Genomic DNA, 25,308 nt, shown 5'->3' with positions numbered 1-25,308 from the left:
GTCTCGGGATCACGATCCCGGACCGGCCGGGGAACTGCCCGAGATCGGGGGACAGCGCTCTCAGGTGCAGTACGGCGGAACTCGCGACGGTGGTTCCAGACGAACTGGAAGGAGATCTGAAATGTCTGGAATCAACAAGGCCGGCCTCGTCGTCCTCGGCCTGCTGTCGGTGGCGGATTTGTTCACCCCGCTGATGACGGATGGCGAGCACCCGCCGATGGTGATCGCCATCGGGAGCGCGGTGGTGGGCCTGATCAGCCTCGTGCTGGTCGTCCTGGGGTGGGGTGGCAAGCGATGGGTGCTGGCTCCGCTGATCACGCTGCGGTTGGCCTCGGCGTTGCTGGCGGTACCCGCGTTCTTCGCGTCCGACGTACCGGCGCCTGCCGTAGCAGCAGCCGGAGTCGGCGTCGCGGCGACGATCTTCGGAGTGATCGCGGTGCTGCTGCCCGCCCGAGTGCCGGCGCGTGCATGATGAGCCAGGTCCAAACGACCGCTCCGCGCGGCGACATCCGTACGGCGTCGCGCTGGTTCGGCGCCTTGATCCTCCCGATCGGGCCGGCGGCGATCGCCTTGCTGCGTTACCTCCTGCCCTACGACACCGTCGACGATCCGGCGACGATCACCAGCAAGATGCTGGCCCATCCGGGCAGGGCCTCGTTGGTGCTGTGGCTGGCGTTCGTGGGGGTCCTCACGCTGGTGCCTGGCGCCTACTTCGTGGCCCGGCTGATCCGTCAGCGAGCTCCGTTGCTGACAGCGCTCTCCCTGTTGCTCGTCGTACCGGGGTATCTGGCGCTGCCGTGGATGACGTCGACTGACATCTTCACCTGGTCGGGCGGGCAGGCGGGGCTCGACGCCGCCTCGATCACGAGGGTCGCGGAGGCGACGCACGGGTCAGTGGGCGTGGCAGGCGTGGTGTTCGTGGTTGGCCACGTGCTGGGGACGGTCTTGCTGGGGAGCGCTCTCTGGCGTTCTCGGATGGTGCCTCGCTGGGCGGCGGTGGCGACTGCGATCTCGCAGCCGATCCACTTCATCGCGGCCATCATCCTGGTCAGTCACACGCTGGATCTGGTCGGTTGGGGTCTGCAGGCAGCCGGGTTCGCCGCGGTGGGGTGGGTGATCCTGCGCCTGCGGGACGACGAGTGGGAACCGTTGCCCTAAAGGGAAACGTACTGAAAACCAGGCTCGTCCGGCGCTAGTCTCGACGTGCCTAAGGGACCGTGCACAGGGGGATGACAGATGAGCGAGATCGAGGCGCCGGGCGAGCTGGGCGCGAAGGTACAGATCGGCAGCTTCAAGGTTGCCGATGCGGCGCGGGCCGATGCCGCCGGAAGGGCTTTCGTGCTCGACCAGATGGCGCAGCGGCCCGCCGTACTGACCTTGAAGGCGTGGGCGCTGGAGCAGCTGGCGCCGGTGGCGGGGGAGACCGCGGTCGACGTCGGTTCGGGAACCGGCGAGGACGTGGTCGTGTTCGCTGACCTCGGGCTGCGTGCCATCGGCGTTGAGCCGAGCGCCGGGCTGCGTGAGGAGGCGGTACGGCGTGGGCCGGCCGGCAAAGGGGAGTTCGTCGACGGGCTGGCAGACAAGCTGCCGTTCGACGACGAGTCGGTCGACGTTCTGCGCTGTGAACGCGTTCTCCAACATGTCGATGACCCAGCCGGATCGGTGCGGGAGATGGTCAGGGTCTTGCGGCCCGGCGGCCGGATCGTGCTTATCGACACCGATTGGCAGACGGCGATCATTCACCCGGCCGATCCCGATGTGCTGCAGCGGATGGTCGGCAGCTTCCTGTCCCAGTCGGCGAATCCGTACTCGGGCCGGCAGCTCCGCGGTCAGCTCGCCGAGGCCGGGCTCGAGATCACCGGCGAGACCGCGGCCACCTGGCTGGAACCGCAGGCGGGTGCGCGCCAAGGGTTCGTCTCGATGATGCATCTTCGCGCTGCGCAGAGCGGCGCGATCACCGAGGCAGAGGCGACGGCGTTCGCCAACGGAATCACCTCGGCCGCCGACCGGGGCGCGTTCCACATGTCGTTGACCATGTACGCCGTGAGCGCGGTCAAACCCCCTGTTGCTTGAGGAAGGCAACAGTTCGGCTCATCGAGGTCGGCCAGGCCGCGACGAACGAGTGCTCCTCGCCGGGATAGGTGTAGAGCGTCGCCTTCTTGCCGGCCGCGGTGAGCGCCGAGAGCGCTCTCCGGGACCAGGCGATCGGGCAGGTCGAGTCGGCCTCGCCGTGATGGATCAACACCGGTTCGGTGACCCGGTCGAAGAACGTCACCGGTGACACGTTGCGCCAGAACTCCGGGTTCCGCGCGGGCTCGCCGTACGCGCGCAGGATCGCGCCGGCGTCCGCTGCCTCCGGCCGGGTCCAGCGGTTGAAGTTCTCGACGGTGTCGGTGCTGACCGAGTCGTACACGATCGCGGCCTTCACCAGGCCGGGCTGCGTGACGAGCACGTTGTAGGTGACCCCGCCACCCATCGAGCGGCCGAACATTCCGATCCGCTCGGGATCGACGTACTGCGAGGTCCGCAACGCGAGGACGGCGTTGATCGAGTCCTCGGTGTAGCCGAGCCGGAGGTTGAGTTCGGAGCGTGGATCCTTGGACGACTGCGCGTGGTTGCGGTAGTCGGTGTGCAGTACGACGTACCCGCGGCGGGCGAGGTAGTCCTGCTCGCGGGCGAGACCGCGGCCGGTGGTGTAGACGGCCGGGTCGATGTAGCCGTGGTTCAGGACGACGGCGGGATGCGGACCCGGAGTCGATGGGACGTTGAGGATCCCGGAGATCGTGAGTGCGCCGCTCGCATAGGTGATGTGGTGCCGGGTGTAGGCGGCGTTGCGCGCCAGCACGCGGTCGAGGCGGAGGTTGCGGCCGTCGTACTTCTTCGCCATCAGCGCCGGGAGAGAAACCGGGTGAGCGCTCTCTGGCGTTCTCGTGGGGGTCCCGCTGGGCGTCGCCCCGGTGCTCGGGCTCGCAGACGAAGGGCTGGGGCTCGACGGCCCGCCGGACGGCGTGGGTCCGGTGCTGCTCGGAGCGCTCGCGGTGGGTGCCGTGTCGTTGCTGCTGCATCCGACGGCAGCCGCCGCCACGAGCGCACCGAGAGTCGTCAACGCTGTCCGTCGCTCCATGCGGGTCAGTCTGCCGTCCGCCATCGAAAACCGATCGAAAGCGCCGGGAAACGAGGCGAGAGAGCGGTTGCTCAGCCGTCGCTTCGGCAGATCCTCGACGCAGCTTCGACGGAGCTCTGACAGAGCCTTACCGGAGCCGAACGGCGCCGCTCATGGCATTGACGAACCTCGCGAGCGGGAGGAGGGTCGAGGGGAGCGGGCGAGGTCTGGGGGAGGGCCGACCGACTGCCGGGTTGAGGCGCTGACTGGGGCGAGGCGCGCTTCCGGCGACGATCGGTCTGTACGGCGCTGCGTCGTCTGATGCGCGCCGTGTCGTGAGCAGCGACCGGGGGTCCGGGGAGCAGACATGAGCACCATCGAGAACATGAGAGAGCGCGTTCGCGGGCAGATCTTCACTGCCGGCGACGACGGGTACGACGACGCACGCCGCGTCTACAACGCGATGCACGACAAGCGGCCGCAGGTCGTCGTGCGCTGCGAGAACGCCGGGGACGTGATGGCCGCGGTCGACTACGCCCGCACGAACGAACTGGAACTGGCGGTCCGGGGCGGTTCGCACAGTGTGCCGGGGTTCGGCACCGTCGACGACGGGGTCGTGATCGACCTGAGCGGCATGCGCAACGTCCGGGTGGATCCGGTCAGCCGGACCGCGAGGGCAGGCGGCGGCGCGACCTGGGGTGATTTCAACGCGGCCACGCATGCGTTCGGGCTCGCGACCACCGGCGGCATCATCTCGACCACCGGCGTCGGCGGCCTCACGCTCGGCGGCGGCATCGGGTACCTGGCCCGCGGTCTGGGCCTGTCCTGCGACAACCTGATCTCGGCCGACGTGGTGACCGCCGACGGGCAGTTCCTGATCGCCAGCGAGAAGGAGAACGAGGACCTCTTCTGGGCCTTGCGCGGCGGTGGCGGCAACTTCGGAGTGGTGACCGCGCTCGAGTTCCGGCTGGCTCCTGTCTCGACCGTGTACGGCGGTCCGATGCTGTTCGAGATGTCCGACGCGGCCGCCGTACTGGCCGGGTTCCGGGACCTGATCGGCGATGCGCCGGAAGAGCTCGGCGGCTTCCCGGCCTTCCAGCTCGCACCGCCGTTGCCGTTCATTCCCGAGGATCGGCACGGCGAGCCGTTCACGTTGATCGTCGCCTGCTGGGCCGGCGACCCGGAACGCGGAGAGAGCGCTGTCTCGGCGTTCCGGGAGTTTGCTCCGGTGGTCGCCGAGCACGTCGGCCCGATGCCGTACCCGGCGTTGAACAGTGCGTTCGACGGCCTGGTTCCGGCCGGACTGCAGCACTACTGGAAGGCGAACTTCGTCACCGAGCTCACCGACGACGCGATCGAGGCCCACCTGCGTCATGCGCCGGGCTTGCCTGCCGTCAACTCGACCGTGCACATCTACCCGATCAACGGCGCGTGTCATCGGGTCACTCCGGATGCGACGGCGTTCGCCTACCGCGACGCGAAGTTCGCCACCGTGATCGCCGGCATGTGGCCGGACCCGGCCCAGAACGAGGCGGGTACCGACTGGGTCCGTTCCTACTACGACGACATCGCACCGCACTCCGAGGCCGGCGGCTACGTCAACTTCATGGCCGACGACGACCAGGGGCGGATCCGCGACAACTACAAGGGCAACTACGACCGCCTGGTCGAGGTGAAGCGCAAGTACGACCCGGGCAACCTGTTCCACCTCAACCAGAACATCGCGCCGTGATCCGGCTCTGACCCAGCACACACAGCACTGCGGCCCGGTACGTCGTACCGGGCCGCGCTGTGACGTTCAGGGCTGCTGCGGTGCTCAGGACTTCAGGACTTCGGGGCGAGCTTGTGGACGACGATGCCGGACTTGAAGGTGGTGGTGCCGAGCAGATCGAGGTGGTGGATGTCCAGGCCCTGCCCGCTGAACATGGTTTCGCCGTCGGCCAGCACCGGGAAGACCCAGAAGTGGTACTCGTCGACCAGCTTGTTGTCCAGCAGCGTCTTGGAGAGCGATCCCGTGCCGAACTTGAGCAGGTTCCCGCCGTCCTGCTGCTTGAGCTCGCGGATCGCCTCGACGGTGTCGCCCTGAAGCAGGGTGGCGTTCCAGGTCGTCTCGGTCAGCGTGCGGCTGGCGACGTACTTCGGCATCTTGTTGAAGGTATCGGCCATGTCGCCACTGCGCTGCGACCAGGCCTCGGCGAACCCCTCGTAGGTCCTGCGGCCGAGCAGCAGGGCCTCGGTCTCGGCCATCAGCGCGCCGGAGTAGCCGAAGTGGTCCTCGTCCCAGTAAGGGCCGGAGTAGTCCTGCGGGTCCGAGATGACGCCGTTCAGGGTGACGAACGTGGACTCGATGAGCTTGCGCATGATGCTTCCTCTTTCAGTGTTGGTACGGGTGCTTGGTGCGCGCATCCCGGAGCGCTTGGGCCCACCAGGTGAGCTGGTCGAGCATGAGCTTGGCTTGGGCCTCGTAGCCCGCAGCCGGCCGCGGCCAGGAGCCGTCGGCGGTGAACTGCTCCCAGTAGCAGGGGAGGGTGACCGTGTTGCGGATGGTGACGGCTTGCAGTTCGGCGAAGACCTGCCGCAGCTGTGCGGTAGCCAGCAGGCCACCGCTCTCCCGTCCGTAGCTGACGACTGCGACGGGCTTGGCGTGCCACTCCTCGTAGAACCAGTCCAGTGCGGTCTTCAGTGCGGCAGGAAAGCTGCTGTTGATCTCCGGAGTGACCACTGCGAACGCATCGGCAGCAGTCAGCCGCGGAGCCAGTACGGCGACCTCCGCCGGCACCGGGTCGTCAGTATCCAGAAGCGCAGTGGGCAGGTCGGCGTCTGCGAGGTCGATCAGGTCGACCGTGAACTGTTTGGCCGCCTGTGTCGCCAGCCAGTGCGCGACGGTCGGTCCGAACCGGCCGTGGCGGGTGCTGCCGATGATGACTGCGAGTCGCATTTCCTGCCTCCTCTCTGGTGCTCTGTACTCTGCCGGAGACCGTTTACGGTTTCTTTCCGGTGCGGACGGCGGCCGCCGGAAAGATAGGGTGCGGCCATGCGTTTCGGCGTACTAGGACCGGTCACAGCCTGGACCGACGCGGGGGAGCCCGTGACGATCCAGGGGCTCAAGGGGCGTGCGCTCCTGGCCGACCTGCTGGTCCACGAGGGCCGCCCGGTCCCGGCTGACCGTCTGATCGACGACCTGTGGGGAACGCAGCTCCCGGGTAACCCCGCCGGGACGCTGTCGGCCAAGGTCTCGCAGCTGCGCCGTGCGTTCGAAGACGCCGAGCCCGGCAGCCGGAGCCTCGTGCGCTCCGGACCAGCGGGCTACTCGATCGCCGTCGACAAGACCTCGTACGACGCGCTGGCGTTCGCAGACCGGGTCTCACGGGGCGAGCTGGATGAAGCGCTGGGACTGTGGCGCGGACCGGCGTACGCGGACTTTGCCGACGAGGCGTTTGTGGAGACTGCGGTCGCGCGACTGACAGAGCAGCGCCTCACGACTCTGGAGCGCGCAGATGTGCCGGTCGGGGAGCTGTCTGCTCTGGTGGCCGAGCATCCGTTGCGTGAGGGGCTGCGTGCGGCCCAGATGCGTGCGCTGTACCGAGCTGGCCGGCAGAGCGAGGCCCTTGAGAGCTACGAAGAGCTAAGGCGACTGTTGGCCGATGAGCTCGGGCTGGACCCCAGTCCGCCGCTGGTCGCGTTGCAGCAGTCGATCCTGACGCAGGAGCTACCGCACGCGCGCAGCAACCTGCCTGCTCAGCGGACCGACCTGATAGGTCGGTCGGACGCGGTCAACGACGTCGGTGCTGCACTCGCATCCTCGCGGCTGGTGACGCTGACCGGACCAGGAGGAGTGGGCAAGACACGACTGGCTCTGGCCACGGCGGCTTCGGTGGCAGACCGGTTCGCGGACGGCGTTGTCCTCGTCGAGCTGGCCGCCGTCACCCCGGCAGCGCTCTCGGTGCGAGACGCGCTCACCGACGCCGTACAGGCTGCTCTGGATCTGCGAGACAGCAGTGGTCCGGCTGAGACCGCAGTGGAGCGCCTGGCGGCCGTCATGGGCTCACGACTGCTTCTGCTCGACAATTGCGAGCAGGTGATCGCTGAGGTTGCAGACCTGGCGGACGAGCTGCTGGCTGCAGCACCGGACCTGCGTGTGCTGGCGACCAGCCGTGAGCCTGTCAACCTCGCAGGCGAGGCGGTGTGGACCGTACCGCCGCTGGAGGTCCCGCCGGCTGGTCAGGAGCCAGATGCGGCGGCAGACTGCAGTGCGGTCCGGCTGTTTGTCGCTCGGGCAGCTGCAGCATCGCAAGACTTCGCACTGACCGCAGACAACCTTGCTGACGTTGCTGTGCTGTGTCGGCGGCTGGACGGCATCCCACTCGCTCTGGAACTCGCCGCCACGCGCGTGCGTGCTCTCGGCATCCAGGGCTTGGTAGCTCGGCTGGACGACCGGTTCCGGCTGCTGGCGACCGGGCATCGTGGAGCTGCACCACGTCAGCAGACTCTGCAGGCGATGATCGATTGGAGCTGGGAGCTGCTAGCTCCCGACGAGCAGATCGTGCTGCGACTCCTCGCCGTACACGCTGATGGCAGTACGGCGGATGCCGCGGCCGAAGTGTGCGCTGAGCCGGCGATCGACGTACTGGAGGTTCTGGTTCGACTTGTCGACAGGTCGCTCGTCGTACCGGTGCATGGTGTCGACGGACCGCGGTACCGGTTGCTGGAGTCAGTGGCGGCGTACTGCCTGGAGAAGCTGCGTGCGGCTGGCGAACTGGAGTCAGCGCAGCAGCGGCACCTCGAGTACTACGTGGCGCTGGCGGAGTCGGCCCAGCTCTTCGGTGCTGAACAGAGCCGGTGGCTGCGTCTCCTGGATGCGGATGCGGCGAACCTGCGGACGGCGCTCGACCGGGCCGTAGCCACTGGACAGTCGGACCTGGCTGAGCGACTTGTCGACGCGCTGGCGTGGTTCTGGTTCCTGCGTGGCCGTACGGCGGAGGCGGTCCGCGCGCTGGACGCCGTACCGGAGTCAGCGCGCGCAGGTGTCTGGCGGGCTGGGTTCCTCTATCTGCAGGCGGATCGCCGGGCAGGTGCCGAGTGGGAGCGCTGGTCGGAGACGGCTGATGCACGCGATCAGTGGTGGGTCGCATTCACCAGCGTTGATGTCGGTGAAGTCGTCATGGGTGAGGCGCTACTGGAGCGATGCCTGAAGGCTTTCGAAGCAGCCAGTGATCAGTGGGGAGTTGCTGCGGCGCTCCTGGCTCGCGCCAAGCACGCACACCTGCGGTCCGACGTGAAGGCGCTGCGAGCTGACGCAGTGGAGAGCACGCGAAGCTTTCGTGCCTTGGGTGATGCGTGGGGCGAGCTCCAGGCGACAAGCTGGCTCGGTGCAGCGGCTGAGCTGGATGGTGACTTCGAGGAAGCCGCACGCCTGCACGGTGAGTGTGTGCAGCTTGCGGAGACGCTTGGGCTGTGGCCCGACGTAGCTGGGGCGCTGGGCATGCTCGGCTGGACTGAGATCAGGCGGGGCGACTACCAGGCTGCCTGTGCGCACGGCGAGCGTGCGCTGCGACTGGCGACAGAGCAGGGGCAGCGGTCGTTGCAGGCCCTGGCTGAGATCGTGTTGGCCTTCGGAGCTCGGCGGATGGGCGACCTTGGCGACGCAGAGCGCCGACTGCGGGCGCTGCTCGCAGCAGCCCGCGCGCAGAGCGAGTCGGTGCTCTACCTGTCGATGGTGCTGGCTGAGCTCGGGTTCGTACTGGAGTTGCAGGGTGATCCGGCTGCGGCTCTGGACCTTCACAAGGAGTCCTTTGAAGTCTCTGAGGCTCACGACTCCGTCCGGAGCATGTGTCTGGCGCTTGAGGGGATGGCTGCGGCTGTCGAGGACAAGAACGTAGCCGCGCAGCTTCTCGGAGCGGCGTCAGCCACCCGAGCAGCCGGTCAGCACCTGATCGCCTCCACCGAAGTCGAGGACCTCGCACGGGCCGTTGCAGCAGCAGAGACTGCTCTCGGCGCAGGCTACGACGAGGCGTTCGGACGCGGCCGTGAGCTCACGCCGCGGCAGGCCTTCGACCTGCTCTGTGAGTAGATGTTCTGTGTTTGAGATTATTTGCTAAGCCAAGTAGTTTGGTGCTCATGGATTACGGCCACGATCTGGTCTTCGGGACCTTCCTGACCCCCGCGATCGACGACCCCGCGCGCGTGATCGCGCTGGCACAGCTGACCGAGCAGGTCGGGCTGGACCTGGTGAGCTTCCAGGATCATCCCTACCAGCCGCGCCTGATGGACGCCTGGACGCTGCTGTCCGTCGTCGCAGCGCAGACCCAGCGCATCAAGGTCACCACGAACGTCGCCAACCTGCCGCTGCGGCATCCGGTGGTGCTGGCGCGCAGCGTGGCCACGCTGGACCAGATCACTGGCGGCCGGGTGGAGCTGGGCCTCGGCGCCGGCGGATTCCTGGAGGCCGTCGCGGCCAACGGCGGACCGCGCCTCACTGCGGGCCAGAGCATCACAGCCCTGGAAGAGGCCATCGCGATCATGCGGGAGGTCTGGACGCCGACAGGTGGCGGTATCAAGCTTCCCGGCAAGCACTACACGGTTGCTGGTGCGAAGCGCGGCCCACAGCCTGCACACGACGTGGAGATCTGGCTGGGCGCGTACAAGCCACGCATGCTGGCCGTCACCGGCCGCCTGGCCGACGGTTGGCTCCCCAGCAGCGGGTACGTCGGACCGGACCAGCTCGCTGCGATGAACAAGCTGATCGACGAGGCGGCTGTCGAAGCAGGACGCGACCCGGCATCGGTACGGCGCCTGTACAACCTCTCTGGGCAGTTCGCCGGCAGCGGTGGGTTCCTGCAGGGGCCAGAGCAGGTGTGGATCGACCAGCTCACTGAGCTGACGCTGGGCGAGGGGATGAGCACCTACATCCTCGCTTCTGACGACCCGACCGACATCCGCCGCTTCGCTGAGGTCGCGGAAGGGGTTCGCGAGGCGGTCGAGGCCGCGCGGAACGGGACCGCAGCCGTCGCTCAGACGCCACCACAGTCGTCCGGGTTCGCCGTCGTACCGACTCCACCGCCTGCGGTACGACGGAGCGCCGTACAGGTGCTGGACGAGTCGGAGCGACCTACCGGGCCGGCGCTGGACCCGTCGCGCACGTATACGTCGTACCAGCTGTCGTCGGGGCAGCACCTGATCGACGTACACGACCATCTGCGCTCGGAGCTCGAGCAGATCCACGATCTGGTCGAGCAGGTCGCGGCTGGTTCGATGGGCATCGGTCAGGCGCGCTCACACATCAACACGATGACCATGCGGCAGAACAACTGGACGCTCGGCACGTACTGCGAGTCGTACTGCCGGCTCGTCACCACGCATCACTCGATCGAGGACGCGTCGCTGTTCCCGCAGCTGCGCCGGGCCGACCCTGCGCTGGTACCGGTCGTGAATCGGCTGCAGGAGGAGCACCTCGTCATCCACGACGTACTGGAGGGCGTGGACAAGGCCCTGGTCGCGCTGGTGGATGGGTCCGGCACGATCGACGGACTGCGGGCAGCGGTCGACCTGCTGGACGACACGCTGCTCTCGCACCTGTCCTACGAGGAACGTGAGCTGGTCGAGCCACTGGCTCGACTCGGCGTCATGTAGTGGACTACTTCGCCTCACCGAGCAGTGAGGCGAGGATGTCGAGCAGGCGAAGCGTAGGAGCCTCACCGAGCAGCCGGGCCGCCGACGTGGGCGGCTCGGCGTTCAGACGGACCTGCAGCAGCTTGAAGTCGCGCACGTTGGCCGGATTCACCAGGTCCGCGTGCACTGCGCCCAGAAGCTCAGCACCTGCAGAGGCGTTCGTGTACGTCATCCGGATGAAGCTGTCGCTGACAGGGAAGAGAAACGGGCGCTTCAGGTGCAGCAGCTTCGACTTCTTCGCCTGCCCGAAGCCCCGGTGCCCCGAGAACACCTCGTCGAGCGCCATGGCCGAGTCGAACAGCGCAGTCCCCGGCGCAGCGTCCTCCAGCCGCGCATCGACCGGCACCGCGGCGAACTCCTTCTCCGCATCCACCTCGAGCAGCCAAGGGATGTCCAGCGCCCGCAGGTCCGCACCGATCACCATGGTGCGCGCCAGATCCTCCAGCGTCACCCGGTTCGGGTCAGCCCCACCGACATTCGTCATCCCCGGCAGCCCGTCGTAGTACCGCAGGACGGCGCCGTTGCCCTCGGCATAGATCCGCAGCTGGGCGATCGCCTCGTCGACGACGATCTTCCGAGTACCGATGTTCATGGCCACACCCTCACACTCTTTGTGGCAGACCCGCCAGCAGACGAGCCATCATCCGAGCGATTCCCTCACAGCGTTTCCGCAGATCGTAGGCGACCCGGCGCTCATCCACACGCCTGGGTCGCCCCACTTATCCACAACCAGTAATCACCGTGCCACAACACCCCCAAACTCCATAAACTCTCCGTGACATCCCCACCACCGAACGGAGGCGCCCATGACCCACCCCCGGCGACTGCTCGCGCAGATGCAGGCGGTGGGCCAGGAGCCAGAGTCGGCGCTGAATCCGCGGGAGGACATGACCTCGCTGTGCGAGTGCCCTGTCTGTGGCGCGACTTCTCTGACCGCGCAGCCGTATGAGGTGTGGCCGGTTCCGGAGTATGCGGAGTACGTCGAGCCGGATGCGGAGACATACCTGTGTTACCGCGACGGCCGGCTCAGGTCCGAGGAGGTTACGGAGTTGCGATGGGGCGGGCAGGGCGCGCCGCCGGCTACTGACGCGTCCGGAGCCGTCGACTACGGACATATCGACAGCATGAGGTTCCAAGAGGGGGTCTTCGACCTTGAGGGAGATTTGGGGCTCGATGACCGTTCGCGCCGTGGCTGCGCGGATCGTGCTGGATGGCGGTGGGTGAGCCTGTGGTGAGCTTGATCGGGCAGGCGGATCTGCCGGAGGGGTTTGTGTATCCGGCGTCGTTTGTGCGGGTGGTTGAGCTGGGGCTGGTTGAGTTTGAGCCCTGGCAGGTGTTGAGCGGGGAACTGCTCTACTTCCAGTACCGAGGCTTGGGAGAGCGGTATCCGGGGCGGGTCCTGGTTCCGTTCGCGCGGCGTCGGGACAACGACGATGTTGCGTGTTGGGGCGCGGGCGGTGCGGAGGTTTTGCTCGTCCATGACTTTGCTGGTCCGGGGTGCGAGCTGAGGGAGACGCTGCCTTCGTTTTATGACTGGCTGCGGCGGGCGGTGGAGGACCTTATTGAGTTTGAGCCGGAGTAGCTCCTATGTGGGCGGCGAGGGCTGGGGCTAGGGGGTAGGGGAGTTCCGGGGGGAGGGCTGCCTGGGCAGTGGCAGAGTCGGATTTTGTCAGGGCGTGGATGTGGTGCATTTCGGGGGTGGCGTCCTCGATGCGGATGATCCAGTCGTTGACGTGGTGGGTGACGGCTGGGCCGGAGAGGCCTAGTTGGAGGGAGCGGATGTTGGGTTGGGGGGTGAGGGTGAGGGTTTGTTCGGGGTCCCATTGAACGCGGACGGGGGAGGTGGTGAGTGATTCGCGCCAGGCCTCTTCGCTGGCGTGGTGGGCGGGGTCGTAGTGGGAGAGGGTGCTGTTCGCGAGGGCCCACTCGAAGCCGGAGCGTTTGAGGTGGATGCGCAGGACGCGGGTTTGGCCGGGCTTGGTGGCCCAGCCGGAGCGGTAGGCCATCCAGAGGAAGGAGGGCTTGATCCAGGTCATGCGGGAGAAGCCGAAGGGTGCGACGAAGGTGCCGGCGGCAAGGGCCGGTACGGCGATCTCGGGGGCGTAGGCCTGGTAGACGGCGATCGTGTCGTCGTCGTGGAGCGCACGGATCTGGCGGTGCATGGGGACCTCAGAGGTTGGTGATGAGGGATCGGATGGTGGCGAGGGTTTCGTCGGGGTGGGTGAGGTGAGCGTTGTGGTCGGCGGTGGGCCAGGACTCGATGGTTGCGTTGAGGGCGACGGCCAGGCGGGCGTGGGCTTGGGCGACCGGGGCGGCAGGCTTGCGGTCGGCAGTGATGAGGATCGCGGGGACGACCGGGAGGGTCGACTCGTCGAGGGCGGCGGAGAGGTCCGCGAGGCCGTGGACTGCGTGGCCGAGTTGGGCGATGTCCAGGTGGGCGGTTCGTTCGAAGACGGCTGCGCAGTCGGGGCGGAGGGTGCGGTTGCGGGTGCTTCGGGCGACGGCGGCGCGGAAGGTGGCGGCGACCAGGCTGCGCAGGACGGGCAACTTGCCGAGTGAGGCGAGGGTGCTGGTGAGGCGTTCGATGCGGGCGCACGATCGCGGGTCGTTGATCGGGGTCGGGTCGATGAGGACCAGACCGGCGACGCTCTCGGGGTGGTCGTCGGCCAGCAGCAGCGCTACCGCGCCGCCGAGGCTTTGGCCGACCACGACGACGGGGCCGAGACCGAGTTCGTTGATGAGGGCATGCAGATGCGCGGTGGCGTCGGCGAGGCGGCCGGGTTCGGAGGAGGTACCGGTACCAGGGCGGTCGTGGACGATGACTCGGCAGCCGGGGTCGGTCACAAGGCCTTCGACGATGCCTGGGAAGAAGCCGTCGCAGGACTCGGCCCCGCCGGGCAGGAGGAGCACCGGCGGACCGGAGTCGCCGTGGATCTTCACGTTGTCCAGCTGCACAAGGGCTCCTCTGGGTTCACGACGTAAATGAGTTGAGGGAAGGGTGAGGCGGTTCGCATGATGAGGGTATGACTACGACTTGTGGAGTGTTGCTGATGGGACCGGTTGCCGACGTGGCGGCGCGGGCTCAGCAGCAGGCCGGTCGTGGCTGGAGGTCTAGCCGCCTCCAGTCGTGATGGAGGTGGTGGTCGCCGGGGTGCTCGCCGGGTACGGGATCGCAGTACCGGTTGGGCCCGTGGGGACCTACTTGGTGGGCCTGAGTGCGCGAAGTTCGGCGCGAGTGGGAGCTTGTGCAGCTCGCGGCATCGCATCGGCGGACGGGATCTACGCGCTGGTCGCAGCCGTGGCCGGTACGGCGTTGGCTCCGCTCCTCATCCCGATCGTGGTGCCGTTGCGTTGGGTGTCCGTGGTGGTCCTCATCGGGCTCGCGGTGATCGGCGCGGTCACCGGCGTACGGCGGTATCGCGCGCGCCGGTTGACTGGAGTCGCGCGGGAGACTCCGGTTCGCGGGCGAACGGCGTACTGGGGGATGCTCGGGATGACGCTGCTCAGTCCGATGACGGTGATCTATTTCGCGGCGCTGGTACTCGGCGGCTCCGGAAGTCGATCGACTGCAGAGCTGGCCGTGTTCGTGGCTGCTGCGTTCTTGGCGTCGGCGAGCTGGCAACTGTTGCTCGCCGGTGGCGGCGTCCTACTGGGACGCGTGCTGACCGGACCCACAGGTCGGCTCATCACCGCGCTGATATCCAGCGTGGTAATCGTGGTGCTCGCGATCCGACTAGTTGCCTAGGGCAACTGATGGGCGACCGCGCCGGCTGGATTGAGGAACAGCAGGACCGGTGGGCCGGTGTTGGGCAGGATCTCCGTGTACGCCTGCAGCTGGGGAGCGTAGTAGGCGACGCGGCTGTCCAACGCGGCCGCCGGGATGACGTCGGTCTTGTAGTCGACGACCGTCAGGCGGCCATCGTCCTCGCGGTAGATGAGGTCGACGAAGCCTTCGAGCACCGTGCCATCGGGCTGGACCGTGCCGACATACGACTCGCGCCAATGATCGCGGGCCGCTGCTCGCTGCACGACGTCCGCAGCGAGGGCGGAACGAACCAGCGCGGTCACGACATCGGCGTACTCGAGGACGCCTTCGGCGAGGCACTGGCTCGACACGGCGGACTCGAGACCGGCGCCGGTCGAGAGATCGACGACCTGCAGTACGCCGTGGACCGCGCGACCGATCGCGGTCCCGTACCGGCCCTTCGACCACGGTGGGAGTTCAAGGTCGCGTGGCGCCTTGGCGGTCCCGGGGTCGACAGGCTCGTCGGTCAGGGCAGATTCCGGTCCCGTGCCTTCGAGACCGGATGCACTGCGCGCCGACGGGCGACGGCTGGCCTGCCGGGCTGCGGTGATCTGTTCGTCCCAGTCGCGCCGACTCATCGGCGGCGTGACGTCCGAGGTGGATCGCGGGTCGCGATCGGCCGGCGGCGGACCGTCGAACAGCGTGATCCCCGGCAACTCCGCGGCACCGGCAGAGGCGAACATCTCGGCGTTGCTGGAGTGACGACGCGTACCTGATCGGTGCAGCGAGACGACGAGGTGGTCGCGAGCGCGGGTCGCGGCGACGTACAGGAGACGGCGTCGCTCGTAGTCGTCCATCTGCTCGTCGACCGGCTGGACGAGATCGAAGTCCTCGGTCTGGACCGAAGCCTTGAGCTTCACCGCATAACCGCCGATCGGCGGCCACAGAACCTGGACGCCGCGCTGCCGGTTCGGCGCGGCCGTCATGCCGGACAGGATGACGATCGGGAACTCGAGCCCCTTCGCGGCGTGGATCGTCATCACCCGGACGGCGTCCGCGTCCGTCTCGGGCAGGACGGCCTCGGCGACGCGCGACGCCTCCTCGCCCTGGTGAGCAGCCCAGGCGAGGTACGAACGTAGACCGCCGTGCTCAACCTCCGACCAGGCACGGGCCTGATCGACGACGAACCGGATCCGCCGCCAGGTGTCGCGGGCCCGCGGTCCGATCGCAGCGACCTCGAGCATCCGGCGGTCGGCGACGATCTTGGCGAGGACTTCGCTCGGGGTGAGCCAGCGCGACGCGTAGTACGTTCGGCGCAGCCAGTCCATCGCTTCGCCGATCGGATGCGTCAGCAGGTCGTCGGAGACCGGCGCGGTCAGCGTGAACGAGCCGCCGGAACGCTTCCAGGTAAAGAGATCGTCGTCCCCACACCCGAAGAGCGGCGAGCGCAAGGTGGTGACGAGCGCGAGCTGATCGCTCGGGTCGCCGAGCGCGCGAGCACAAGCGAGCAGATCGCGAACCTCAGCGGTCTGATAGACGAGTGAGCTGGCCTCGGCCCGGTACGGAATATCGGCCCGATCTAGTGCATCTTCGAGGAACGGCAACGACGTCCGCGCCGGAACCAGTACGGCGATATCGCCGGCCGCGGCTGGTCGCCAGGCCGACGTGCGTTCGTCGTACACGAGCCAGCCGTCGCGCAGAGCCTTCTCCACGGTCGCCGCGACGTCAGACGCTTCGCGTTCACGAAGAACCGAGGCCTGTGCGCGCGGAAGGTCGTCATGTGGCACTGCGCCAAGGATGGTGACAGCGGGTCCGGAGACAGAGTCGTCGTACGGCGCCGGCGTGGGCTCGGGCGGACTGTCGTCGGTAGCGCGCCGGAAAGGCAGGACAGTCGCAAGCTCAGGCTCTGGTTCGGCAGGGGAGTCGTCCAGGAAGTCGAAGAGGGTGAGCTCATCGTCGGGGTCGCGACTGACGTCCGCGGGAAGCGGCGCGGCCGGTGGCGGCGGAGCTGTAGTGGGCGTGGTCGTGCGATGCGGCGTCAGCGCGTGGTACGTGGGTTGAGCGCCGTCCTTGGGCTGGATCAGCGTCGTGAAGACGTGGTTGATCCAGTCGAGGATCGGCGGCACTGTGCGGAAGTTGGTCGTCAGCGTGACCGTCTCGCCGAGCAGGTCCTGGGCCGTCAGGTACGTCGCGATGTTCGCCCGGCGGAACCGGTAGATCGACTGCTTGGGGTCGCCGACGACGAACAGCCGACCGTCGGGAACCTCGACGTCCTGCCAATCCGAAGCGTCGCCGTCCGCGCCGGCCGCGATCCGGACCGCGAGCTCGATCTGGATCGGGTCCGTGTCCTGGAACTCGTCCAGCAGGAGCCGTTCATACCGCTCGTGCAGCGCAGCACGGACGGAGTCATCGCGCCGCAGCAGGTTGCGCGCCAGCACCAGCAGGTCGTGGAACTCGAGCCGCCCCTCGCCCCGCCGTACCTCGGCCGACTCCAGCACCCGCTCGGCGATCCAATGCGAAAGGTGCCGAAGGCAAGCATCGAGGAGCAGCTCGACGAGAGACCCGGCGACCTCGACGACCTCGGCGCAGTCCGAGCGCAGTTTGGCGACGTCCGGCCAGTTCTCCTTGCGGCCGATCTTGCCGACCTTCAGCCCGCGCAACGCCTGCAGGTAGGCCAGCTGCGTCTCCTGATCGGTCGCCGCCTCCAGCATCACGCCGAGCTCACGAATGGTGTGAACCTTCGGCAGCAGTCGGTCCTCGGGATCGCGGCAGGAATCGACGGCCGCGCCCAGTTGGGCGGCGGCAGCGATCAGCCCGGTGAGGTCCGGCATCGACACGAGCTCTGGCGGATCCACCAGGACGTGCTCCTCGATCAAGTCCCAGTCGTTGCCGAACAGCCGCGCCAGCGACCGCAGGTGCTTCAGCTCGACGCCGACCGCCATCGCGAGCAGCAGCGGCTCGGCGATCGAGTCGTCATCCAGCAACCGTTGCTGCAGCTCGGCCCACCGCTCCTCGAACGCGACCGACGAGCCGACCTCATCCAGTACGTCGATCAGTGGCGGCAGCCCGGCCTCGATCGGATGCGCGAGCAGCAACTGTTGCGCGAACGCGTGCAGGGTCCCGATCGACGCCGAATCCAGATCGTCGAGCGCCTCGTCGGCCAGCGGTCCGGCCGGTCCCTTCCGCGCCTTCTCGAACTCGACCCGCAGCCGATCCCGCAGCTCCGCCCCAGCCTTCTCGGTGAACGTGACCGCAGCAATCGTCCGCAGCGGTACGCCGTCGCGCAAGACCAACGTGGTCACCCGGTCGACCAGCGCATGCGTCTTCCCGGACCCAGCACCGGCCTCGACGAACAACGTCGTGTCGGTATCGGTCCGGATCCGCTCGCGCGCCGCGCCGTCGAGCAGTTGCTCACTCATCGCCGGCCTCCTCGTAGACGACCGGATCGATCAGCCGCACCAATCGCTCGAGCGTTGGGTCATGCCGCTTGCGTTCCCAGCGCGCTCGCACCTCGCTGTGCCCGAGCCCGTCCGGATTGCAGTACGGGCATTGCACCCACAAGAAGTCCGGCACCTCGGGCGCCTTCGGCGGGAACAGCCCGTTCGCGATCGATGACACGATCACGTCCAGCGTTTCGACGTACCGGGCCTCGACCTCGGGCGTCAGTGGCACCGGGATCCGTTTGCCGCCACGCCGGACGAACCAGTACGACGCCTCGACCGGGGTCGTCGCCTCACCCAGCCGAGCACGGGCCGCGTACGCGTAGACCGGGAGTTGGAGCTTGGTCCCGCCGGCCACCGGGTCGCTCTCGATGCCTTCGTAGCGCGAGAAGCCGCCCGTCTTCACGTCCGTGACGTAGATCGTCCCGTCCCGTCCGAGGTCCACCTTGTCGGCGGATCCGCGCAGCAGCACCCGCCCCGACGGCACCGGAATCTCCACCGGCGGCTCACCGTCGAACCCGAACCGCAGCTCGCTGGCGACCACCGAAGCGTCGCGCGACACCCGCCACCGCTCGTCGTCTCCCAGCAGCACCATCAGGTCGCCCAGGATCCGCAGCCGCTCCCGCTGCCACAGCCTCGGGTGACCGGTCAGCCCCTCTGCCTCGAACTGGTCGGCCAGGTCTGCCCCGATCGCGAGCAGCAGTTGCCGTTGCTCGGCCGACCACCCCTCGCCGTACTCGGGAAGCGAGCCCGCCAACCGGGACACGAAAGCGTCGAGGCTGTTGTGAATCAGGTTCCCGACCTGGATCGGTGAGATGACGAGCAAATCCTCCGGGGCCTCCAACGGCTCCACCTGAAGCAGCCGCTCGACGAAGTACGCATGCGGACAGGTCGCATACGCCTCCAACGACGTCGGGGAGGCAATCCGATCCTCCACCGCATACTCCGGCAGCCCCGGTACGCCGGACAGGTCGCCGTCGAACCGTGTGAACGCCAACGACCCGCGCCCCCGCAGCATCTCCCGAGCCCGCACCAGCACCCGATCGCTCAGCCACAGACCGGCTGCCGCGGACCGCACCTGCCACTCCTGCTCACTCGCCGGCATGGTTGCCGTCGTCAACGACCCCGCGTACGACGCCGAGGTCCGGAGCTGGTCCCCATAAGCACCCTGGTCCCAGGCGGTCGCGGCCAACGCGTGGTCGCCACTCAACTCCCGCATCGAACCGAGCAGCCAGCGCGTCGGCAACCGGCGTGACGATCGCCGCAGGTCACCCCGGGGGAACGACGCGACCACCTTCTTCGCGCCGGCCGAGAACGCGACCAGCAGATGCCGTTGCTTCTCATCGAGCCGATCCCGGAACGACGCCAACTCCGGTGCGGCCGCTTCACGCACTCGATGCGGCAGCAGGGCGTCCTCATGCACACGCCCCGGATAGAGATCCTCGGACAGCCCAACGACGTACACGATGTCGGCTGCGAGCCCGACGCTTGCCGACAGTGGAGCCACCAGGATTCCGGTCCCGAAGGTGCCGACTCGCGGCAGTGATTGCTGCAGCTCCAGATCCAGCACGTCGCGCAGCACGGACAGGCTCGCCGGTGTCCCGAGCTCGTCCAACGTGGAGAGCCCGCGCAACGAGCCTTCGACGGCGGCCGCGGCATACTGCTCCTCGATCGGCAGGGCGGAGTAGTCGCCGAGCAGATCCTGGAAGAGCTCCAGAACTCCGATGGCCAACGCCGACCAGCTCTCCAGTTCGGCGACAGTCCGCAGTCGTCTCCGCAGTTCAGAGGCAAAGGCGTGCAGGGCCTCGGCTCGGTCCGCGTTGGCGCGCGCACGCCGGATCGCGGCCGGTCGCGGATCCTCGGCCGCCTCCTCCTGATCGGCGGTCCGGCGCTCCGACTCCGCGTACCGGGCGAGCCGCGTGTCCCAGTCATCACCGCGCACCACACCGGCCGCGCGCGACATCCGCTCCCACTGCGGCACCGGGATGCGTTCGCCGGTGAAGTCGCGCGTCGGGGCGTTCGCCAGGGCGCGGAACACATCGGCGCGCGGCAGGTCTTGATCGACGAGCGCGAGCACCTCGAGCAGCGTCCGCGCGATCGCCCGCTCATGCACCGGCCGCGTCCCCGGGCCGTTGACGGCGATCCCCGCGGCCGCGAGGTGCTCGTGCAGCAACCGTGCGTACGGCGTGATCGCCGAATACAGCACGGCGATCCGGTGTGCGGGAGTCTTCTTGAGCGACGCGACCACGTCCCGCACGACACAACGGATCTCGTCGTCGGCATCGGACGCGTTCAGGATTTCGGTCGCGACCGGATAGTTCCGCGAGATCGACGTCGGCAGGTCGAGACCGATCCGCTCGAGTGAACGTCGGACCGCCCGATCGGCACGCCGTACGTCGGTGAATCCCACGATCACCGTCAGATCGGCCGCGGCGGCTCCGAGCGCCTCCACGAAGGCGGCCTCGGCCTGGGTGAGCTCCTGCGGAAGGTAGAGCACGAGCGCGCCGAGCTCGCGGACGATCGCCGGCTCGGCGTCGACGCGGGCGGAGGCAGCCCGCAGCAGGTCGGTCTCGTCGTACCAATCGGTGCCGAGATCGGACCCGACCTGGCGATGCAGTCGCACCAGATCCGGGCCGAGGACCGAGGCCGCGGCGACTCTTTCCAGCGCGGGCTCGGACAGATCGCGCAGCTCACGATGGGCTGACGCAAGCGCTTGGATGGTGGACGGATGCTCGGCGACGTCCTCGAAAATGCCCGGAGCCTTGGACAAAGCGGTCCGCCAGGTCGCCGCGACGATCGGACGCGTGGCCGGCCGTCGTGGCGACAGCACACCGGCCGCGAGCTGCTCGGCCAATCGCTCGAGGGTGGCGAGGAACAACCCCGCGATGCCGGTCGTCGCGAGCTCCCGGCGGGCGACGACACCGGCCAGGTTGTTCGGTAGCAGCAGAGTGACAGGCGCCATCGGATCGTCGGCCTTGAGCCGCGTCACCACGGCATGCAAACGCTCCAGGGCGGGCGCGCCGTACGCCGTGCTCTCGATCCGGGTGCTGCTCACGAAATCCCCGATCTCTCGACTGTCACCGCAGACGGTAGACCCTGCCACGGACAAGTTCCGAAACGGCGCGAAACGCCCTGGTTTCTGCAGGGTTCCCGGCGGGCTCGGACAATGAAGAAATGACCAGGCAGACGGCGATCGCACGGGTGCTGATGGTGGCTGTGTTCGCACCGTCCGGCGGCCTGTTCGGCAAGGGCGTCGCCGAGGTCTCGCAGGGCCGGGAGTGGTGGCCGTGGCTGGTCGCGGCGCTGGTCTGGCTGATCGTGTCGGGGTCGATCGCGATGGCCGTGTCGAACCATCTCGACGAGCACAGATAATGCTCCGATGGTCGCTGCCGTGCATCACGTCGAGATCTGGGTCCCGGACCTTGTCCGCGCCCAGCAGAGTTGGGGCTGGGTACTGAATCGGCTGGGCTGGAAGGACGGTGACGGCTGGCCCGGCGGGATGACCTGGACCGCCCCCGACGGCAGTTACGTCGTGGTCGAGCAGAGCCCGGCGATGTCGGCCGACGTCCACGACCGGCTCCGCCCCGGGATGAACCACCTCGCGCTGAACGTCGCCTCCCGCGCCGAGCTCGACGCGCTCGTGGCCGAGGCCGCTGCCAACGGCTGGACGCTGATGTTCGCCGACCGGCATCCGTACGCCGGCGGGCCGCAGCATTACGCCGCATTCCTGCACAACGAGGACGGGTACGAGCTGGAGCTCGTCGCCCCCAACTGAGGCCGTCTGACTGATGCGTGAGACTACTGATGCCTGGAGTGACCACTGGGACTACTGGTGTGACACAGTTGTCCAGGCAGTAGGTGTCGCGGGGCAGAGGTGGAAGGACGGTGCTCGTGACGGAGAAGCCTGACGGGGAAACTGCGCCCCCAGTGGCTTCGCGCTCGGCGCGAGAATCAGATACGGGGCCTGAGGTTCTGGAAGCGCGGATCCGCGGCCTCCAGTACGCGCTGGGGCAGTTGCTGGAGCATGCGCGCCGGCTGACCCAGGGCGAACACCAGCGGGCTGTCCAGCTGCATCGGCAGCTCCAGGAGCAGACTGCGATCGCGCGCCGCGAGTCCCGTGCGCAGGTCGACGCGAACACCGCTGCGGCGCTGGCAGAGGCAGAGCCGGCCGCACGGCTGCTCGCACACCGCCTCGCCCCCGGACTGGCCTCGATTCCGCCGAACGACGCCCGCTGGCGCTCCCGGCAACTCGTGGGCGCCGGAGTCCCGCCGTACATCCGGATCGGTGAGCTGGAGGCCGGTACGCCGGTCGCCGTGCCGCTGCTGCGGACCAACGGCTGGAAGGTGACCGCGGACCGGAACGAGTCCGCGCGCCGGCTGCTGCAGAGCGTCGCACTGCGGCTGGTCGCCGCTGCAGAGCCCTTCCGGCTGCGGATCGACGCGTTCGACCCGAAGCTGACCGGCACCATGGGCCTGCTCGGCCATCTGACCACGAAGTACCCGCAATTGGTGCCTAGGGCAACCCACACCGCTGAGCAGCTGCACGCGGTGCTGTCCGGACTGGTCGACGTGTCGTCGCTCCGGGCCAGCCGGCAGGCGCAGCTCGGGCACAAGCGGTTCGAGGACCTCATCCGGGAGACCGGTCGAGTGACCGATCCGTACCGGCTCGTCGTCCTGTTCGACTACCCCTCCGGCATCGATCAGCTCGCACAGCGCGATCTGCTGCGGCTTGCGGCGACGGCGGGGGAGCGGGGCATCTGCTTCCTCGTCCACCACGATCCGTCGTCCCCGGCCGAGAGTGACGTGGATACGAAGCAACTGCTTGAGCTACTGGACGCAGTGGTCGTCACCGGCGACAAGGTGGAGGCAGCGACGCTGCCGGGAGTGGCAGCCAAGCTGGACCCGGCCTTTGAAGCGAACGTTGCTGCAGGCATCTGTGACGTGGTCGCCGAGCTCGCAGAGATCGCAGTACTGCCGACCATCGACTTCGAGCGCACACTGCCGGACCGCTCCACCTGGTGGCAGCCGGTCAAGGATGAGATCGGCACAGTGATCGGGTACGACGACCGCACGCCCGCACTGGTGCGGTTGCGCAGCGGCAACCCTGCACTGCCGCATGTGCTGGTCGGTGGCGCGGTCGGTCAGGGCAAGTCGAACCTGCTGCTCGTGCTGATCCACGGACTGGCTGCGCGGTACGACCCTGTCGATCTAGAGATGTACCTGCTGGACTTCAAGCACGGTGTGGAGTTCTCCGCGCTCGGTCCGGCCGGAGAGCGTGAGCACTGGCTGCCGCATGTGCGGGTGCTGGGGATCCACAGCGACCGGGCGTTCGGTCTCGCCGTACTGCGGCATCTGTCTGATGAGCTGGCGCGGCGGAGCGAGATCTTCAAGGCGCACGGCAACGTTGCGGACATCGCTGAGCTGGCTCCGGGACCGGACCGGCCGCCGCGGATCCTGGTGGTCCTCGACGAGTTCCAGGTACTGCTTGAGGACGACGACGAGCTGGCGGACGAGGCGGCCAAGCTGCTGGAGCGGTTGGTGCGGCTGGGACGTGCGTACGGCGTTCACGTCGTACTGGCGACTCAGACGATCGAGGGGGTCAAGCGGCTGTCGACGCGGCGAGACTCGATCTTCGGTCAGGTGCCGTACCGGATCGCTCTGAAGACCACGCCAGCTGATTCACAGGCGATTCTGCGCAGTGGGAACACTGCGGCGGCTGAGCTGCAGTTCCGCGGTGAGGCTGTGCTGAACGCGAACTTCGGCTCACCTGACGACAACCAACACGTCCTGGTCAGCTTTGCGGACAAGGCGGTGCTGGACGACCTGCGGCGTGAGCTATGGCTCCGAGCCGGTACGGCGGCGCACCCGCCGCGCGTGTTCCACCTGGCAGAGCCGGCACGGCTGGCTGACACTGCGGCTGCGGTGAAGCCGGAGCTGGGACGGCCATGGATCGGTCTGCCGATCGCAGTGACCGAAGAGCCGGTGCAGGTGGAGGTACGGCCCGAGCCGGGAGCCGGCGTACTGGTTCTGGGTGACGGTCCGGTGGATGCGCTCGGCGTACTGACTGGGTTGGCGTTGTCGACTGCTGGGGCTGCAGTGGAGCCGCCGCGGTTCATTTTCATAGACGGGACCGACTCCTCGCCTGCTGTCGCGGACGGCAAGGGTGCGCTGGTGCATGCGCTGCGCTCACTCGGGTGTGAGGTCGAGACGGTCGACAAGCACGATGAGGTCGGACCTCGGTTGTTTGCGTTGCGGAACGCGCTGCGGGACGGACAGGTCGGCGGTCAGACCTATCTGCTCGGCTTTGGCTTCCATGGCGTGCCGCGGATGCAGCTGCATGCGGAGGGGTTCTTCGAGAGCCCGGCCAATGCACTGCAGGACATCGTCCGGGACGGTCCGGCGCAGGGGCTCATCACCTTCGGCTGGTGGAACAGACTGCACGTAGCTACCGAGCACCTCGGCTATGGACGAGCGAACGTGGCGACGCATCTGTTCTTGCGGCATCCGCAGGACGGTGTCCGGGCTGTATGCGGACCGCTGGTTCGGTGGGCTTCGGAGCCACACCGCGGGCTGCTGTGGGACGGACTGCATCCGGAGGCGCAGGTCGTCGTACCGTTCGCTGCTTTGCGGACTGACGAGGTAGAGCGTGCAGTGGAGTTGGTGCGGCGATGAAGACGGAACAGCAGCAGTGGTCCGAGTACGCACGTGCGCTGCGGATCGTCGCAGGTGCCCGTACGGACGCTCAGCAGGCGCAGGACCGGCTCACCGCCACCAAGTCCCGCGCAGAGGCTGCAGCGCAGGCTGAGGCCGCTGCCATGGCCGAACGCGGCCGACAGGTAGAAGAGCGGCTGAACGCGCTCGCTGAGAAGGCTGCGGTCAGTCTGCAGCGTGCTGGGCTGCCGGCTGACGGGCGTCGGATCAACATCCCGTCGCCGGAGATCCGCGGTCTGAGCGACCTGGAGTCCGCCGCGGCCCGCCTCACCAAGCAACTGGGTGAGGCGGTCGACCAGCTCGAGGAGGTCCGGGCCGAGGGGCGCGCGCTTCAGGAGCGGCGCAAACGTCGTACGATCAGCGCCGTCCTGACGCTGGTCGGGTTCGTGCTGGTGTGGATCACCGCGTCGTTCCTGGCCGGGGTCGAGGCGGCAGCGATCGGTGCGGTCACCATGCTGGCCGCATCGCGGATGCTCGGGCTGCCCAGGCTGCCTGGAGCGCGGTGGTGGGGCTGGGGCGGTGCCGTCGTGGTCGTGGTCGCGATGGCGGCCGGGCTGCCCTGGTGGCTCGCGATCCTGGTACCGGTGGTCGTGGCCGGTACGGCGATCGTGCTGCCGAAGAAGCGCAACTGACATAGGAGT

General features: G+C 68.0%; 20 protein-coding genes. 12 read left to right on the top strand and 8 right to left on the bottom strand.

The window, feature by feature from the left end; all coding sequences use genetic code 11:
- Positions 1–121 precede the first annotated feature (121 nt).
- The 3 genes from ACIA49_RS34245 (at position 122) to ACIA49_RS34235 (ending at position 2,073) form a co-directional block, all read left to right on the top strand.
- Positions 122–472, top strand: coding sequence for a hypothetical protein (locus ACIA49_RS34245; protein ID WP_396382220.1), 351 nt, complete (start codon positions 122–124; stop codon positions 470–472).
- Complete coding sequence (locus ACIA49_RS34240) at positions 472–1,158, top strand: hypothetical protein (RefSeq protein ID WP_396382218.1); 687 nt, start codon at positions 472–474, stop codon at positions 1,156–1,158. Before ACIA49_RS34245 ends, ACIA49_RS34240 begins: the two co-directional genes overlap by 1 nt.
- Before the next feature lie 78 nt (positions 1,159–1,236).
- On the top strand, positions 1,237–2,073 hold the full coding sequence (locus tag ACIA49_RS34235) for a methyltransferase domain-containing protein (protein WP_396382217.1): 837 nt from the start codon (positions 1,237–1,239) through the stop codon (positions 2,071–2,073).
- Here the strand turns inward: ACIA49_RS34235 and ACIA49_RS34230 are convergent.
- Complete coding sequence (locus ACIA49_RS34230; RefSeq protein WP_396382216.1) at positions 2,054–3,124, bottom strand: alpha/beta hydrolase family protein; 1,071 nt, start codon at positions 3,122–3,124, stop codon at positions 2,054–2,056. The two genes, ACIA49_RS34235 and ACIA49_RS34230, sit on opposite strands and share 20 nt — an antisense overlap.
- 346 nt (positions 3,125–3,470) lie before the next feature.
- Between ACIA49_RS34230 and ACIA49_RS34225 the strand changes: the two genes are divergently transcribed.
- The gene (locus ACIA49_RS34225) at positions 3,471–4,835 is read left to right on the top strand and encodes an FAD-binding oxidoreductase (protein ID WP_396382215.1); all 1,365 of its coding nucleotides are present in this window, start codon (positions 3,471–3,473) and stop codon (positions 4,833–4,835) included.
- A 92-nt stretch (positions 4,836–4,927) separates the two neighbouring features.
- On the opposite strand, the gene ACIA49_RS34220 is transcribed toward ACIA49_RS34225, so the two are convergent.
- Both ACIA49_RS34220 and ACIA49_RS34215 read right to left on the bottom strand, forming a co-directional pair.
- The gene (locus ACIA49_RS34220; protein WP_396382214.1) at positions 4,928–5,464 is read right to left on the bottom strand and encodes a dihydrofolate reductase family protein; all 537 of its coding nucleotides are present in this window, start codon (positions 5,462–5,464) and stop codon (positions 4,928–4,930) included.
- A 13-nt stretch (positions 5,465–5,477) separates the two neighbouring features.
- Positions 5,478–6,041: an NADPH-dependent FMN reductase gene (locus tag ACIA49_RS34215; RefSeq protein ID WP_396382213.1), complete on the bottom strand. Its 564-nt coding sequence runs from the start codon at positions 6,039–6,041 to the stop codon at positions 5,478–5,480.
- 96 nt (positions 6,042–6,137) lie between these two features.
- Between ACIA49_RS34215 and ACIA49_RS34210 the strand changes: the two genes are divergently transcribed.
- Both ACIA49_RS34210 and ACIA49_RS34205 read left to right on the top strand, forming a co-directional pair.
- Positions 6,138–9,173, top strand: a complete 3,036-nt coding sequence (locus ACIA49_RS34210) for a BTAD domain-containing putative transcriptional regulator (protein ID WP_396382211.1) — start codon at positions 6,138–6,140, stop codon at positions 9,171–9,173.
- Between the two features lie 47 nt (positions 9,174–9,220).
- A complete protein-coding gene (locus ACIA49_RS34205) occupies positions 9,221–10,732 on the top strand; it encodes an LLM class flavin-dependent oxidoreductase (RefSeq protein ID WP_396382209.1) in 1,512 nt (503 codons plus the stop codon).
- Between the two features lie 4 nt (positions 10,733–10,736).
- Here the strand turns inward: ACIA49_RS34205 and ACIA49_RS34200 are convergent, their stop codons facing one another.
- Positions 10,737–11,363, bottom strand: coding sequence for a DUF6308 family protein (locus tag ACIA49_RS34200; protein ID WP_396382207.1), 627 nt, complete (start codon positions 11,361–11,363; stop codon positions 10,737–10,739).
- Positions 11,364–11,999: 636 nt separating this feature from the next.
- On the opposite strand from ACIA49_RS34200, the gene ACIA49_RS34195 reads away from it, so the two are divergent.
- Positions 12,000–12,353 carry a hypothetical protein gene (locus tag ACIA49_RS34195; RefSeq protein ID WP_396382205.1) on the top strand — a complete coding sequence of 118 codons (354 nt, stop codon included), beginning with the start codon at positions 12,000–12,002 and terminating at the stop codon, positions 12,351–12,353.
- On the opposite strand, the gene ACIA49_RS34190 is transcribed toward ACIA49_RS34195, so the two are convergent.
- Together ACIA49_RS34190 and ACIA49_RS34185 are read right to left on the bottom strand one after the other, a co-directional pair.
- Positions 12,331–12,933, bottom strand: coding sequence for a DUF4291 domain-containing protein (locus ACIA49_RS34190; RefSeq protein WP_396382204.1), 603 nt, complete (start codon positions 12,931–12,933; stop codon positions 12,331–12,333). The two genes, ACIA49_RS34195 and ACIA49_RS34190, sit on opposite strands and share 23 nt — an antisense overlap.
- Before the next feature lie 7 nt (positions 12,934–12,940).
- Positions 12,941–13,726 (bottom strand): alpha/beta fold hydrolase, encoded by a 786-nt coding sequence (locus tag ACIA49_RS34185; protein WP_396382202.1) that lies wholly within the window; start codon positions 13,724–13,726, stop codon positions 12,941–12,943.
- A gap of 175 nt (positions 13,727–13,901) precedes the next feature.
- Here ACIA49_RS34185 and ACIA49_RS34180 point away from each other — a divergent pair, with 175 nt between their 5' ends.
- The gene (locus ACIA49_RS34180) at positions 13,902–14,516 is read left to right on the top strand and encodes a LysE family transporter (protein WP_396382377.1); all 615 of its coding nucleotides are present in this window, start codon (positions 13,902–13,904) and stop codon (positions 14,514–14,516) included.
- On the opposite strand, the gene ACIA49_RS34175 is transcribed toward ACIA49_RS34180, so the two are convergent.
- Both ACIA49_RS34175 and ACIA49_RS34170 read right to left on the bottom strand, forming a co-directional pair.
- A complete protein-coding gene (locus ACIA49_RS34175) occupies positions 14,513–17,935 on the bottom strand; it encodes a UvrD-helicase domain-containing protein (RefSeq protein ID WP_396382201.1) in 3,423 nt (1,140 codons plus the stop codon). The genes ACIA49_RS34180 and ACIA49_RS34175 overlap by 4 nt on opposite strands.
- Entirely contained in the window at positions 17,928–21,011 is a 3,084-nt protein-coding gene (locus ACIA49_RS34170; protein ID WP_396382200.1) for a PD-(D/E)XK nuclease family protein, read from the bottom strand. The genes ACIA49_RS34175 and ACIA49_RS34170 overlap by 8 nt, the downstream gene beginning before the upstream one ends.
- A gap of 119 nt (positions 21,012–21,130) precedes the next feature.
- Here ACIA49_RS34170 and ACIA49_RS34165 point away from each other — a divergent pair, with 119 nt between their 5' ends.
- The 4 genes from ACIA49_RS34165 (at position 21,131) to ACIA49_RS34150 (ending at position 25,299) form a co-directional block, all read left to right on the top strand.
- Positions 21,131–21,328, top strand: a complete 198-nt coding sequence (locus ACIA49_RS34165; protein ID WP_396382198.1) for a hypothetical protein — start codon at positions 21,131–21,133, stop codon at positions 21,326–21,328.
- 7 nt (positions 21,329–21,335) lie between these two features.
- Entirely contained in the window at positions 21,336–21,731 is a 396-nt protein-coding gene (locus ACIA49_RS34160; protein ID WP_396382196.1) for a VOC family protein, read from the top strand.
- 116 nt (positions 21,732–21,847) lie between these two features.
- Positions 21,848–24,628, top strand: coding sequence for an FtsK/SpoIIIE domain-containing protein (locus ACIA49_RS34155; RefSeq protein ID WP_396382195.1), 2,781 nt, complete (start codon positions 21,848–21,850; stop codon positions 24,626–24,628).
- Entirely contained in the window at positions 24,625–25,299 is a 675-nt protein-coding gene (locus ACIA49_RS34150; protein WP_396382194.1) for a hypothetical protein, read from the top strand. The genes ACIA49_RS34155 and ACIA49_RS34150 overlap by 4 nt, the downstream gene beginning before the upstream one ends.
- Positions 25,300–25,308 lie beyond the last annotated feature (9 nt).

Origin of the sequence: Kribbella sp. NPDC051587, assembly GCF_044453945.1 — a bacterium.
Taxonomy (GTDB): Bacteria; Actinomycetota; Actinomycetes; order Propionibacteriales; family Kribbellaceae; genus Kribbella.
The sequence above is the reverse complement of the archived record's forward strand: the minus strand, read 5'-3'. Positions and strand labels throughout refer to the sequence as shown.